Raw genomic sequence first — 14,181 nt, 5'->3', positions numbered from 1 at the left:
GGTGTCGGTCGTCACTGGCAGGCCTCGCAGATCTCGGGGTTTTCCAGGTTCAGGTTGATCGGACTCGCCGCGGTCAGCAGCGGCTGTCCAGACGCGCCGCCTGCCACGGCGACATCCGCCGAACTCGCGGCGGATGCGGCGTTAACAAGGTGCCCTTCCTCCACAGAAACAGATGGGAAGGTGCCCTTCCTTACTGTTGTCTGCGCGATGGCGGTGGCGGGGCGGGAGCGGAGGTAGTAGGTGGTTTTGAGGCCCTTTCGCCAGGCGTAGGCGTACATCGAGGAGAGTTTGCCGATGTCGGGGGAGGCCATGAAGAGGTTCAGGGACTGGGACTGGTCGATGAAGGGGGTGCGGGCGGCAGCCAGGTCGATGAGGGCTCGTTGCGGGAGTTCCCAGGCGGTGCGGAAGCGCTTGCGCAGTTCGGCGGGGATTTCGGGGATGGCGGCGACGGAGCCTTCGGCGGCGAGAATGCGTTCGCGCAGGGCCGGGGTCCACAGGCCGTGGGCCTTGAGTTCCTCGACCAGGTAGCGGTTGACCTGGAGGAACTCGCCGGACAGGGTCTCGCGCTTGAAGACGTTGGCGACCGGCGGCTCGATGCACTCGGCGCAGCCGGCGATCGAGGCGATGGTGGCCGTGGGCGCGATGGCGATCAGCAGCGAGTTGCGCAGGCCGGTGCGGGCGACCTTCGCGGCCAGCTCGTCCCACGCCCACGGGCGGGTGCGGGTCGCGTCCGGGTAGTGGTCGGGGTGCAGCACGCCGCGGGCGGCGCGGGTGTCCGCGTACGACGGGTGCACGCCCAGTTCGGCAGCCAGGTCGGCGCTGGTGTCGTAGGCCGCGAGTGCGATCTCCTCGGCGAGGCGGGTGGACAGCGCCAGCGCCTCGGGTGAGTCGAAGTCCAGGCGCAGCCTGGCGAACACGTCGGCCAGGCCCATCACGCCCAGGCCGATCGGCCGCCACCGGTTGTTGGCCCCGGCCGCCTCGCCGGTCGGGTAGTAGGACAGGTCGATGGTGCGGTCGAGCACGCGTACCGCGACGCGCACCGTGTCGCGCAGGGCGTCCCAGTCGACGCCGTCCGGGCCGAGGTGGGCGGCCAGGTTGATCGAGCCGAGGTTGCACACCGCGGTCTCGCCGTCGCTGGTCACCTCCAGGATCTCGGTGCACAGGTTGGACAGGTGCACGGTGTTGCCGGCGACCGCGGTCTGGTTGCAGGCGCGGTTGGCGGCGTCCTTGAAGGTCATCCAGCCGTTGCCGGTCTGCGCCAGGGTGCGCATCATCCGGCCGTACAGCTCCCGGGCCTGGACCGTGCGCACCGCGCGCCCGGCGGCCTCCGCGGCCCGGTAGGCGGCGTCGAACTCGTCGCCCCACAGGTCGACCAGCTCGGGCACGTCCTTCGGGTCGAACAGCGACCAGCTCGCGTCGGCCTCGACCCGGCGCATGAACTCGTCCGGCACCCAGTTGGCCAGGTGCAGGTTGTGGGTGCGCCGGCTCTCCTCGCCGGTCGAGTCGCGCAGCTGCAGGAACTCGTCCAGGTCGGCGTGCCAGGTCTCCAGGTAGACGCAGGCCGCGCCCTTGCGCCGGCCGCCCTGGTTGACCGCGGCGACGCTGGCGTCGAGGGTGCGCAGCCACGGCACGATGCCGTTGGACAGCCCGTTCGTGCCGCGGATCAGCGATCCCCGGGACCGGATCCGGCTCCAGGCCACCCCGATGCCCCCCGCGTACTTCGACAGCCGCGCGATCTGCCCGTAGCGCTCGTAGATCGATTCCAGCTCGTCGCGCGGCGAGTCCAGCAGGAAGCAGCTGCTCAGCTGCGGACGCCGGGCGCCGGCGTTGAACAGGGTCGGCGAGCTGGGCAGGTAGGCCAGCCGGCTGAGGATGGCGTACAGCCGGGCCACCTCGGCGGTGCTGCCGGCCAGCCGCCGACCGGCCGTGCCCGCGTCGCCGACCTCGCCCATCAGGCCGCAGGCCACCCGGAGCAGGAAGTGCTGGGGCGTCTCCAGCACCTTGCGGGTCACCGGGTGCCGCAGCAGGTAGCGGTCGTAGACGGTGCGCAGCCCGAAGTATTCGAAGCGCTCGTCGGCGGCCGGGTCGACGAGCTCCCCCAGCTCGTCGGCGTGCCTCGCGACGAACGCGGCCAGGTCGTCGGCGAGCAGCCCGGCGGCGTGTGCGGCACGCACGGAGCTCGGGAAGTCGGTCACGCCCTGGGTGGCCGCCTCCGCGGCGATGTGCACCGTGAGCAGCCGCGCCGCGAGGCGGCTGTACGACGGCTCCTGCGCGACCAGGGCGGCGGCCGTCTCGATGGCGCGCAGCCGCAGGTCGGCCTCGGTCGCCCCGGGCCAGACGCCGGCCGCCACGGGGTTCAGCACGGTGGTGTGGTCCACGTCGGGCAGCCCCTGCGCCGCTGCGGCGAGCAGGCCCGCCAGCGACTCCGTGGGCATCGCCTGCTGCGACCTGGTTGCGGTCTCCGAGCCGGAGCCGGCTTCGCCGGTCTCGGCCGTGTTGCGGAAGGTGGTGCTGGTCAAAGCGTGCGCTCCCCCTCGTCGAAGCGCGGGAGAGCACGCGGACAGCACCACCCCGATGATCCAGGGTGCGTGCCGTCCACCGTGGACCATCCCGCGCGGCCCGGTGTCCCGTCCCTGCCCACGCCGACGGATCCCCGGTTCCCGGCGGTCGCGAGGGCGACGCTGCGGGACGGGTCCGGCCCTGTACGCCGCGTCGCGGCGTGCCGGGCTTGGGCGCGGATGGGTCGGGGCGCGTCGCGGAATGGTCCGCGGCGCGCACGCCGGCAGGTCTTCGGGCTCATGGGCACGGCCGGGCCGCACAGCTGGACGCCGTGCTGCCGTAGACCCCCTACGCCGTCGCTTCCCAGGCCGGACCGGCCCAGTGCTGTCCACATCCCTCTTCGCGGGAGGGGCGCGGGACGGCTTCGTTCCCATTCACCGCTGCGGGGCAGCTCCGGAATCGCACCGGATTCCCTCTGCGCGGGCCGCCCTGCGGCAGCTCGCGCGCACCCCGAGACCCGGTCCCGAGGGGGACCGGAGGGGTGGACCAGCGATGTCCTCACACTACATCTAGTGGCACCCCGGTGAAAGCGCCCCCATATAGGCTCGGCGTGTCGTCAATGGCCCACCCTCACCGATGTCGATGCGTTGGTTCAGCAGGCGCAGGCAGCACCGCTCGCGGGAGCCGTCAGCGGGTCCACATCGTGCTTGCGGAGCCCGAGGAACGTCTGCGCGTCGAAGCCCTCGCGCACCCAGTACTCGTACCCGCCGAGCATCTCCTTGACCTGGTAGCCCAGCCGGGCGAAGGCCAGCGCGGCCCGGGTCGCGCCGTTGCAGCCCGGCCCCCAGCAGTAGGTGACCACGACGCTGCCGGCCGGCACGACCTCGGCGGCGCGCGCCGCGATCTGGGCGGTGGGCAGATGCACCGCGCCGGGCAGGTGGCCCTGCTCCCACGCCGCCAGTGAGCGGGAGTCGACGAGCACGAATCCCGGCGTTCCCGAGGCCAGGTCGGCGTGCACGTCGGACACGTCGGCCTCGAACGACAGGCGGGCGGCGAAGTGGGCGGCGGCCACGTCGGTGGCGGCGGGGGGCGTGCTGAGCACTGCGGAGGTGGTGACTGCGGTGGACATGCGCAACTCCTTCTGGTCGATCGCTGACTCCATCCTGTCGAGCAGGCGGAACGCTCAGAAGTGGCGAGAACGCCGCTGTCCGCTAAGATCTCGCCATGCGTACGCCGGTGGCACTGGAGACCCGCACCCGGCACCGGATCGCGGTGCTGGCCTTCGCCGGGATGGCGCCCTTCGAGCTGGGCTGCGTCGTGGAGGTGTTCGGCCTGCCCCGCCCCGAACTCGACCTCGCCTGGTACGACCTCGACGTCTGCGCCGAGTCCCCGGAGCCGCTGCCCGCCGTCGGCGGCTTCTCGATCACCGCCCGGCACGGCCTCGACGTGCTGGCCGCCGCCGACACCGTGATCGTGCCCGGGGTCGCGGACGTGCGCGCCCAGGTCTCCCCCGCGCTGGTCGAGGCGCTGCGCGCGGCGGCCGCCCGGGGCGCGCGGATGGTCTCCATCTGCTCCGGGGCGTTCGCGCTGGCCGCGGCGGGCCTGCTGGACGGCCGCGCGGCCACCACGCACTGGAAGTACGCCCCGCTGCTGCGCGAACGGCATCCGCTGGTCGAGGTCACCCCCGACGTGCTCTACGTCGACACCGGCCAGGTGATCACCAGCGCGGGCAGCGCGGCCGGCCTCGACCTGTGCCTGCACCTGGTGCGCCGCGACCACGGGGCGCAGATCGCCAACACGGTCGCCCGGCGGCTGGTGCTGCCGCCGCACCGCGACGGCGGGCAGGCGCAGTTCATCGAGCTGCCGGTGCGCGACGTGATCGACGACGACGGGGTGGCCCGCGCCATGGCGTGGGCGCTGGACCACCTGACCGAGCCGCTCACGGTGAACCTGCTGGCCGCGCACGCGCGCATGTCGCCGCGCAGCTTCCTGCGCCACTTCGCCCGGCACACCGGGACCAGCCCGATCCGCTGGCTCATCGACCAACGGGTGGCGGCAAGCCTGGCCCTGCTGGAGACCTCGGACTCCCCCGTGGAGCAGGTCGCCGCCGCGGTCGGGTTCGACTCACCGGCCACCTTCCGGCACCACTTCAGCCGGTGCATGCGCACCTCGCCGTCGTCGTACCGGCGCACGTTCCGCGGCCGCTGACATTCCCGCAGCCAGGCGTGGCCCGGAGGTTAAGAAGGTGCCCTTCCTCCACCCATGGCGATGTGCGGAATCGCAGCTCGTCTCGCTGACGCGAGACGACGGTGCCCTTCCTTACAGCGGGGTGCGGGACATCTCGACGGTGGATTGGAGGCGGCGGGCTTCGGCCAGGTAGGCGTCGGACAGGCCGAAGCGCTCGTCGCCGCGGTGCAGTTCGCCGAGGCGGCGCGCGGTCTGCGCCTGGGCGCGGCGGTCGCCGATACGCTCGAAGATCTCCAAGGCCTGGGTGAGCCGCTGCACCGCCACCTCGGGTGCCTCCAGCCCGGCCAGGTCGGTCAGGCAGTAGGCCTCGCAGTGCGCGTCGCCGAGCACCGCGAACCGGTCCAGCGCCGCGATCAGGTCCGCCCGCGCGTGGGCGGGATCGCCGCTGCGGAGCCGGACCAGGCCCAGCTGGCGGGTCAGCAGCGCGGCCCGGTGCCCGTCGCCGATCTCCTCGGCGATGGCCAGCCCCGCGGTGAAGTCGCGGTACGCCTCGGCGAGGTCGCCCTTGGCCAGCCACACCATCCCCAGAGCGCCGCGTGAGTACGCCTCCCCGTGCCGGTGCCCGAGCAGCCGGTAGGCCTCCAGCGCCTGCCGGTAGCAGTCCAGCGCCTCGCCGTGCTCGGACCGGATGCGGTGCCCGGTGCCCAGCCCGGCCAGCGCCGCGGCCTGCCCGCACAGGTTGCCCAGCCGGGCGAACAGCAGCCGGGACCGGCTGAACGCCTCCGACGCCTCCTCGTAGTGGTCCCGGTAGAGGTGCAGCTGCCCCAGCCCGCGCAGGGTCACCGCCTCGCCGAGCAGGTTGCCCTGCGCCCGGCAGGCCGACAGCGCGGTGCGGTGCGTCTGCTCCCACTCGGCGGTGTGCCCGCCCATGTCGCACCAGGCCACCATGGCGTGGGCCAGCTCCCAGGCCAGATCGGACAGCCCGTTGGCGGCGGCCGCCTCGACCGCGCCGAGCAGCGCCTCCCGCTCGGCCGCGAACCAGCGCACCGGATCGTGGCACAGCTCCGCCGCGCCGGGCACCGGCCAGCGCGCGGCGACGGTGACCCCAGGGCCGAACACCTGGGGCGGCAGCCCCGCGGCGGCACGTTCGGCCAGGGCCAGGTATCCGCCGAGCGCGCGGGTCAGGGCCGCGCCGATCGCCTCCCCCGGCAGGTCCGGGGCCAGCAGGCCGACCAGCACCGGCAGCCCGTATCGCGGCTGGTCCAGCTCGTCGGTGCCGGTGGGCCGCAGCAGCCGGGCCCGGTCGAGCGCGGCGAGCACCCCCGTCGCATCGGGACGGTCCAGCAGCGCGGCGGGCACCCAGGCCGGGGTGGCGGCGATGCCCAGTTGGGCCAGGCCCCGCAGCACCAGCGCGGCCGCGCCGTCCAGCCGGGCGCCCAGCACCGCCGGGCCCTCCTGCTCGACCAGCAGCGTGCGGTGCAGGCGGCGCAGCGGCTCGCCCGGCTCCACGCCCAGCTCCTCGGTGAGCGTGCGGCGCGCGGTGGCGTACGCCGACAGCGCCTCGGCCCGGTGCCCCGCGTCGCGCAGCGCGGTCACCAGCAGCAACCACGCCTCCTCCCGCAGCGGCTCCTCGGCGACCAGCCGGCGCAGCTCGTCGACGGCCCCCGCCGGCTGCCCGGCCTCGATGCGCAGCCGGGCCCGGGTCTGCCGGACCGCCCGCCGGCGCTCCACCAGCCGATCGATCTCCGCGCGCCACAGCGGTGAGGCGGGCAGGTTCTCCACCGGCTCGCCGCGCCACAGGTCCAGGGCCGCGTCGAGGCTGTCCGGGTCACCGCCCCGGGCGTACTCCTCGAAGCGCAGCAGGTCGAGCTCGGCGCAGTCCAGCTCCAGCCGGTATCCGGGCGCCTGCCGGCGCAGCCGGTCCTCGCCCAGCCGGGTGCGCAGCGCGCTGACGTAGGTCTGCACGTTGGCCAGCGCGGACCGGGGCGGGTCCTCGCCCCACAGCACCTCGATCAGCTGGTCCACCGACACGGTGCGGCCATGGTTGAGCGCCAGGGTGGCCAGCAGCTGACGCGGCTTCACGCCGCCCACGGGTGCGTCGGCGCCGCCCAGGGTCAACTCGAAGGAGCCCAGGATGCGCAGTTCCAGCCGGTCCGACATCGTCCAACCACCCACACGATCCGTGATCGATCGCCTGAGCCTACGCGTGCTCGACTGATCGGACCAGAGCACTGAGCTGAACGGCTGTAGTGGTTCTGGAGAAACGTTGGAGGGCTTGTCGCGACGCTGTGGTCACCCCGCGCAGTATCGGGCTTCCTGTTCCACCACCCCACGGAAGGGAACCGTCCATATGCGACCGAAGAAGCTGCTCTCCGGCATCGCCGCGCTGATCCTCGGCGTGGCGGGCTCGGTGCTGCTCGGCAGTCCGGCCCACGCCGCGCCCGCCTTCCAGCTGCCCTTCCCCTGCGGCCAGACGTGGAACGGCAACAGCAGCAACAGCAGCGCCCACGTCTCCTGGGAGATCGACTTCAACCGCGGCTCCACCGCCACCGCCGACCTCGGTGACACCGTGGTCGCCGCCGCCGCGGGCACCGTCGAGGTCTCCGCCCACCAGGGCTCCGTCAACGGCTACGGCAACCTGATCGTCATCGACCACGGCGGCGGCTACTTCACCTACTACGCCCACCTCGACACCCGTGCCGTCACCGCGGGCCAGGCGGTGCTGCGCGGCCAGGCCATCGGCTCGGTCGGCAACACCAGCAAGCCGGGCAACGGCATCTCGCCGCACCTGCACTACGAGGTGCGCTATCCGGACCGGTCGCAGTCGCACATCATCAAGGCCGTCTTCAACGGCAGCACCTTCGGCTACGGCTCGGCCAACGTGACCAGCAACAACTGCGCCACCTCATACGACCCGGCGGCCGAGTGCGGCAGCGGGTTCCAGATCATCGACTCGGTGAAGCTGGGCACGGCGGGCACCACCAACCTGCTGTGGAAGGGCTCCACCGGCCAGAACTGCGTCATCACCCTCAAGATGGCCAGCGTCGGCACCCCGACGACCACGAGCGCGTTCCTGGAACCGCAGGGGTCGAACAGAACCACCGACTCCGGCAGCTTCTCCTACTACGCCGGGCCGGTCATCCGCACCGCGCCGAGCTGCGTGAAGTGGGGCGGCAGCGCCGGCGGCACCAGCTACACCTCCGGTTTCGAACACTGCGCCTGACCCTGCGCCCCCGCACGCACCGCACCCGATTGGAGAACCCATGCACATCAAGCGTGTCCTGGGCCTGGCCCTGGCCGCCGTGACAGTAGGCGCGGCCGTCCTGGTCGAAGCCTCCCCGGCGCTGGCCGCCCCGACCTTCAAGGTCCCCTTCCCCTGCAACCAGGTGTGGTCGGGGCAGACCCGCACCAACCACAGCCCCGCCAACGCCGTCGACTTCAACCGCACCGACGACACGGGCGACCCCGTCGTCGCCAGCGCGCCCGGCACGGTCGACGTGGTCACCAACCTCGGTGACACCAGCTACGGCAAGTACGTGCGGATCAACCACGGCAGCGGGTACACGACGTACTACGCGCACCTGAACTCCTTCGCCGTGTCCGTCGGCCAGACCGTGAAGTACGGCACCGTGATCGGATACGTCGGCACCACCGGCGGTTCGACCGGCCCGCACCTGCACTACGAGCAGCGCTCCGGCGGCTCCGCCATCCAGGTCAAGTTCAACGGCGTGACCGCGCTCTACTGGGGCACCAAGAACTACACCAGCGACAACGGCTGCGGCGGCGGCGCGGCGCAGGGCACCGTCAACACCGCGGGCTCCCCGCTGACCGTGCGCTCCGGCCCCGGCACCGGCTACGCCTCGGTCGGCACCGTGAACGACGGCGCGACGGTCTCCATCCAGTGCCAGACCACCGGGACCTCGGTCACCGGAACGTACGGCACCAGCACCATCTGGGACCGGATCGGCTCGGGCCGCTTCATCTCCGACGCCTACGTCTACACGGGATACGACGGCTTCATCCCCGGCGTCCCCCGCTGCTAGTGCAAAGGAAGGGCACCTTCTTAACGCGCCGCGTTATGGAAGGTGCCCTTCCTCACGTCTGACCGGCTTTGCGCTGCGGCGGAAGACCGCCGTGGGGAAGGCGCACCGCCTCAGCCCCGCAGAGCCCGGGCGAGGAGGCGGGCGCGGCGGTGGACCGGGACGACGGCGCGGCGCGTGAACACATCGTGGTCGGCGCGCTCGATCTCGTCGAGGATCGCGCCGTAGAGCAGGTAGGCCGCGCGGACGCAGGTGCGGGACGGGCCGGGCAGCAGGTCGAGGCCGGGCAGGGCGGCGGCGTAGTGGCTGCGGGCGCGGCTGATCTCGTAGGCGACCAGGCTCTTGAGCTGCGGGGTGGCCCGGCGCTCGGTAGCGGCGGTGTGCAGGTCGGCGATGGTGACGCCGAACCGGGCCAGGTCGTCCTCGGGCAGGTAGACGCGGTCGCGGGCGAGGTCCTCGGCGACATCGCGAAGGAAGTTGGTCAGCTGGAACGCCAGGCCGAGCTGGCGGGCGGGTTCGCGCGCCGCGACGGCGTCGGCGGGGCCCAGGACCGGCAGCATCAGGGTGCCGATGACCGCCGCCGAACCCTCCATGTACGACAGCAGCGCCGGGTAGTCGGCGTACCGGCGTACGGTCAGGTCCATCGCCATGCTGTCCAGGAACGCCGCGAAGTCGGCCGGGGCCAGGTCGAAGACCTCGACGGTGTGCAGCACGGCGGGCAGCAGCGAATCGTCCACGGGCTCGCCGCGCAGCCCGGCCAGGAAGCGGCCGGACCAGTCGCGCAGCCGCCGGGCGCGGTCCCGCGGGGTGCCCGTGTCGGTGCGGTCGACGATCTCGTCGGCATACCGGGCGAAGCCGTACAGCGCGTGCACGTGGGGGCGCTTCCAGGCGGGCAGCAGGCGGGTGGCGAGGTAGTAGCTGCGGCCGTGCCGGCGGTGCAGGTCCTGGCAGCGGCGATACGCCTGCGCCAGCTCCGCGGGGATCGGCGCGGCCTCCTTTCGGCCGACCGCGGCGGAACGCACCCTCGCCTCGCGGTCCGGGTCCATGGGCGCGGTGCGGCCGTCCGCGACGGAGCGCCTCATCGCTTCGCGGTCCAGGTCGGCGTCGGCACGACCGCCCGCCACACCCGCCTGCCGCACCGCCGCTACTCCCCACACCCTTGCCGCCCGCACAACCGCCCAGGCCACCGCCGATCCTAGGCCCGTCGAGCCCGCACCCCGCCACCGGGCAGCCGGGAAGATCGCTGTTTCAGGTCGCGAGGTGGCGTTCAACCGCGGGTTTCGACCGGAAACGGCGATCATGTCCTCAGCGGCGTTAGGAAGGGGACCTTCTTAACGCGGAGCGTTAAGAAGGTCCCCTTCCTTCAACTGGCTAGGAGGGGTAGACCTCCAGTTCCCAGAGGGAGTAGCCCCAGGCGGTGGCCCGGGTGGTGCCGTTGATGCGGAGGTAGCGGCCGCTGCCGGTCAGGCCGGTGAGGTCGTCGACGCCGCCGTCGCCACCGGTCACGGACCGGATGGTGGTCCAGGTGGTGCCGTCGGCCGAGGTCTGCACCTGGTACGCCGACCCGTACGCGCCCTCCCAGGTCAGCTTCACCCGGGAGATGCTGTACGTCTGGCCGAGGTCCACCCGGATCCACTGCGGGTCCGCGAACGCGCTCGACCAGCGGGTGGCGGTCGCGTTGCCGTCCACCGCCGCCGAGCCGGGATAGGCCGCCGACTCGGTGCTGGAGGTCAGCGTCGGCTTGTTCAGTGCGACGTTGACCGGCTGCGGCGGCGTGGTGCCGCCGCCGTAGACCTCGAACGCGAACAGCGAGTAGCCCCAGGCCGTGGCGCGCGTCGTGCCGTTGATGCGCACGTAGCGGCCGGTGCCGGTCAGGCCGGTGAGGTCGTCGACCCCGCCGTCCCCGCCGGTCACGCTGCGGACGGTGGTCCAGTTCGTCGCGTCGTTCGAGGTCTGCACCTGGTACGCCGACCCGTAGGCGGCCTCCCAGGTCAGCTTCACCCGGTTGATCGTCTTCGACGAGCCGAGGTCCACGTAGATCCACTGCGGGTCACTGAACGCGCTGGCCCAGCGGGTGGCCGCCTGGCCGTCGACCGCGGCCGAGGCCGGGTAGGTCGCGTTCTCGGTGCTGGACGCCACCGCCGGACGGTTCAGCGCCAGGTCACCGCCCGGGTCGGGCGGCTGGGTGCCGCCGCCGCCGAAGGTGAACTCGTCGATGTCGAACAGCGAGCCCGCCGCGCCCTTGAACACCACGTAGAGCGTGTTCGACCCGGCCGGCGGGGTGATCGTGCCGGTGACGGTGACCCAGTTGGCCCAGCCGCCGGTCGGCGCGACCGTCAACGTGCCCGCGAGCGGCCCGGTGACGGAACCGGCCCGGAACTCGATCGTGCCGCCCGCCCCGGCCGAGGCGACCCGCGCCGAGACGGTGTTGACCCCCGTCAGGTGGTACGGCGTGAATGACAGCCAGTCCCCGTTGTCGATGTAGCCGACCGCGGAGCCGCCGTTGGCCCCGGCGTTCGCGCTGGGCTGGATGCCCTGGCTCGCGCCGAAGTGCTCGGCCTGGCGCACCCGGGGCTGCGCCACGTTGGTGGCGTGGGTGGTCAGACCCGGCTGGCCGTTCGCGCCGTTGTCGGTGTACTCCGCGTCGAACACCCCGAAGATGTTCGCCGCGGTGTCGTGTTCGCCGTCCTGCGTGGTCTGGATCGTGCCCGAGCAGCCGTTCTTGCTGGTGACCGGGTGACCGTGGGTGTCGTGGCCGAGGATGTAGCTGACCTTGACCCGGCTGCAGTCGATGGTGGCGTCCTCGGCGTCGGTGACCGTCACCGAGTAGCTGACCAGGTCGCCGAAGCTGAACACCTGACCGTTGGCCGGCGTCGTCAGCGTCACGACCGGGGCCGAGTTGCCCACGGTGATGACGACGCTGGCGTTGCCCGACTTGCCCGTGCTGTCGGTCACGGTCAGGGTCGCGGTGCGCTGGCCGACCGTGGTGTACGTGAAGCTCGGGTTCGCCGCGGTCGAGTCGACCGTGCCGTTGGTGTCGAAGTCCCAGGCGTAGGTGAACGGGTTGCCGTCCGGGTCGTAGGTGCCCGCCGAGGAGAACGTCACCGCGAGCGGGGCCCCGCCCGAGGTGCGGTTGGCCGCGGCCAGCGCGATCGGCGGGCGGCCGGCGCGGGCGTACTCGATGCGGTAGAGCGCCGAGTTCGCGTCGCCGCCGAACCACGAGGTGCCGTAGTCCAGCACGTAGAGCGCGCCGTCCGGGCCGAACTCCATGTCCATGACCTGCGTGCCGGTCCACGGGAACGGGTTGATCTTCAGGTAGTTGCCGGCGCTGTCGATCACGAAGTTCTTGATCCAGCGGCTGCCGAACTCCCCGTGGAAGTACGTGCCGTTGTAGTACGCCGGGAATGCCACCGGGCTGGTGTTGTTCGGGTCGTACCGGTAGACCGGCCCGCCCATCGGCGCCATGCCGCCGCCGCCCATGTCGGCCGGGGTCCCGCCGTTGTACGGCACCCACGCGGGCTTCAGTGGGGGCAGCTGGGTGATGCCGGTGTTGTTCGGCGAGTTGTTGACCGGCCCGCCCGCGCAGTTGTACTTCGGCAGCGACGGACCCGACGGGAACGTGTACTCGTTGTACGCGTCGCCGAAGCTGGAGCAGTACGGCCAGCCGAAGAAGCCCGGCGAGGTGATCCGGGCGATCTCGACCTGTCCCGCGGGGCCGCGGTTCGGGTCGGCGGTGCCCGCGTCGGGGCCGTAGTCGCCGAGGTAGACGACGCCGTTGGCCTTGTCCACGCTCATCCGGAACGGGTTGCGGAAGCCCATGGCGTACACCTCGGGCCGGGTGTTGGCCGTGCCCGGCGCGAACATGTTGCCCGCTGGGATGGTGTAGCCGCCCGCCGCGGACGGCTTGATGCGCAGCACCTTGCCCCGCAGGTCATTGCTGTTGGCGGCCGTGCGCTGCGCGTCGTAGGCCGGGTTGCGGTCGGTGCGCTCGTCCAGCGGCGAGAAGCCCGCCGAGTCGAACGGGTTCGAGTCGTCACCCGTGGACAGGAAGAGGTTGCCCTGGGCGTCGAAGTCGATGTCACCGCCGACGTGGCAGCACATGCCGCGGCTGGTCGGCACGTCCAGCACGGTCACCTGGGTGGCCGGGTCGATGGTGTTGTCGGCCCGCACCGTGAACCGGGCCAGCCGGTTCACCCCGTTGAACGGCGCGAACTGCGCCGCCGTGCCGGTGGACGGGGCGTCCCCGGCGGGCGTGGACAGCGGGGGCGCGTAATACAGGTACACCCACCTGTTCGTGGCGAAGTTCGGGTCCGCCTTGACGCTCTGCAGGCCCTCCTCGTCGTGGGAGTACACGGCCAGCGTCAGCGCGACCTTGGTGTTGCCGTTGACGTCGGTGTGCCGGACCACGCCGTCGCGCGAGGTGTGCAGCACCCCGCGGTCGGGCAGCACGGTCAGGCCCATCGGCTCGCCCGTCTCGGCGACGCCCTTGGCCAGCGTGACCTGCGAGAAGTTGCTGCTCACGGTCGCCGTGCAGTCGGCCGCCACGGCGCCGGCCGCGGTGCGGATGCCGCCGAGCAGGTGTGCCCGGAAGTTGGCCTCCGCGTAGCTCTCCTGGGTGTGGCCGCCGCCGGTGTACCAGGCCCGGCCGCCGTCGTAGTTCTGGCACCACGCGATCGGGTGGTCGACGCCCATCGTGCCGCCGCTGTACGACGTCTCGTCGAGCGTCGCCAGCACGTGCGCCTTGCCGCGCACGTTGGACTGGTAGGCGTACCACTCGTCGAACCGGTTCCAGCGCTCCGGCAGCGAGACCGTCGACGGGTGGACGTGGTCGGCCACCTTCACGGTCGCGTTGGCGGGCGCGGGGTGGTTGGCGAAGTACGCACCGACCAGGTTGCCGTACCAGGGCCAGGTGTACTCGGTGTCGGAGGCGGCATGGATGCCGACGTAGCCGCCACCGGCGCGGATGTAGCGCTCGAACGCCGACTGCTGCGTCGGGTCGAGCACGTCGCCGGTGGTGGACAGCCAGATCACGGCCTTGAAGCGGGCCAGGTTGGCGTCGTTGAACTGGGCCGCGTCCTCGGTCGCCTCGACCGCGAAGTTGTTCGCGGTGCCGAGAGCCTGGATCGCGGCGATGCCGGCCGGGATCGCGTCGTGCCGGAAGCCTGCGGTCTTGGAGAAGACCAGCACGGTGAAGTCCGGTGCGGCACTGGCGGTGCCGGGCCAGGCGGCGGCTGCGGTGACGGCGAGCGCTGTGGACAGCAGCACGCCGAGCAGCCTTCGCCGCCTGGAGGGGCGGACGGAGGGCATGGCTTTCCTTCCTGTGCAGACGGAAGGGGCCGTGCGCCGATCACGTCCCCCGGGGACGAACACGGGGGTGCGTGTTCGGAGGAGCTCACCCGCTGCGAGGCGGGCGGTGGTGCGCTTGCTGGCTGTGCAGTTGTCCGGGCGCCGGGCT

8 protein-coding genes and 1 riboswitch are annotated in these 14,181 nt (G+C 72.2%); of the genes, 3 read left to right on the top strand and 5 right to left on the bottom strand.

Annotated features, from left to right (window positions below; translation table 11 throughout):
• Positions 1 to 11: 11 nt before the first annotated feature.
• A complete protein-coding gene (locus F9C41_RS26510) occupies positions 12 to 2,435 on the bottom strand; it encodes a ribonucleoside-diphosphate reductase subunit alpha (RefSeq protein WP_155389669.1) in 2,424 nt (807 codons plus the stop codon).
• A gap of 349 nt (positions 2,436 to 2,784) precedes the next feature.
• Positions 2,785 to 2,974: riboswitch (cobalamin riboswitch) on the bottom strand.
• Positions 2,975 to 3,151: 177 nt separating this feature from the next.
• The gene (locus F9C41_RS26505) at positions 3,152 to 3,628 is read right to left on the bottom strand and encodes a rhodanese-like domain-containing protein (RefSeq protein ID WP_155389564.1); all 477 of its coding nucleotides are present in this window, start codon (positions 3,626 to 3,628) and stop codon (positions 3,152 to 3,154) included.
• 95 nt (positions 3,629 to 3,723) lie between these two features.
• Here F9C41_RS26505 and ftrA point away from each other — a divergent pair, with 95 nt between their 5' ends.
• Complete coding sequence (ftrA, locus tag F9C41_RS26500; protein ID WP_155389563.1) at positions 3,724 to 4,707, top strand: transcriptional regulator FtrA; 984 nt, start codon at positions 3,724 to 3,726, stop codon at positions 4,705 to 4,707.
• A gap of 111 nt (positions 4,708 to 4,818) precedes the next feature.
• Here the strand turns inward: ftrA and F9C41_RS26495 are convergent, their stop codons facing one another.
• Complete coding sequence (locus tag F9C41_RS26495; RefSeq protein WP_155389562.1) at positions 4,819 to 6,846, bottom strand: BTAD domain-containing putative transcriptional regulator; 2,028 nt, start codon at positions 6,844 to 6,846, stop codon at positions 4,819 to 4,821.
• A gap of 190 nt (positions 6,847 to 7,036) precedes the next feature.
• Between F9C41_RS26495 and F9C41_RS26490 the strand changes: the two genes are divergently transcribed.
• Together F9C41_RS26490 and F9C41_RS26485 are read left to right on the top strand one after the other, a co-directional pair.
• Complete coding sequence (locus tag F9C41_RS26490; RefSeq protein ID WP_155389561.1) at positions 7,037 to 7,909, top strand: M23 family metallopeptidase; 873 nt, start codon at positions 7,037 to 7,039, stop codon at positions 7,907 to 7,909.
• Positions 7,910 to 7,949: 40 nt separating this feature from the next.
• Positions 7,950 to 8,729 carry a M23 family metallopeptidase gene (locus F9C41_RS26485; RefSeq protein WP_155389560.1) on the top strand — a complete coding sequence of 260 codons (780 nt, stop codon included), beginning with the start codon at positions 7,950 to 7,952 and terminating at the stop codon, positions 8,727 to 8,729.
• A gap of 110 nt (positions 8,730 to 8,839) precedes the next feature.
• Here F9C41_RS26485 and F9C41_RS26480 read toward each other — a convergent pair whose 3' ends face one another.
• Together F9C41_RS26480 and F9C41_RS26475 are read right to left on the bottom strand one after the other, a co-directional pair.
• Positions 8,840 to 9,709, bottom strand: a complete 870-nt coding sequence (locus F9C41_RS26480; RefSeq protein ID WP_230690053.1) for a phytoene/squalene synthase family protein — start codon at positions 9,707 to 9,709, stop codon at positions 8,840 to 8,842.
• Positions 9,710 to 10,097: 388 nt separating this feature from the next.
• Positions 10,098 to 14,033, bottom strand: a complete 3,936-nt coding sequence (locus F9C41_RS26475; protein ID WP_155389559.1) for a ThuA domain-containing protein — start codon at positions 14,031 to 14,033, stop codon at positions 10,098 to 10,100.
• Positions 14,034 to 14,181: the final 148 nt, after the last annotated feature.

The sequence above is a fragment of the Catellatospora paridis genome (assembly GCF_009720365.1).
Lineage (GTDB): Bacteria > Actinomycetota > Actinomycetes > Mycobacteriales > Micromonosporaceae > Catellatospora > Catellatospora paridis.
This window is presented reverse-complemented; position numbering and strand designations above follow the sequence as displayed.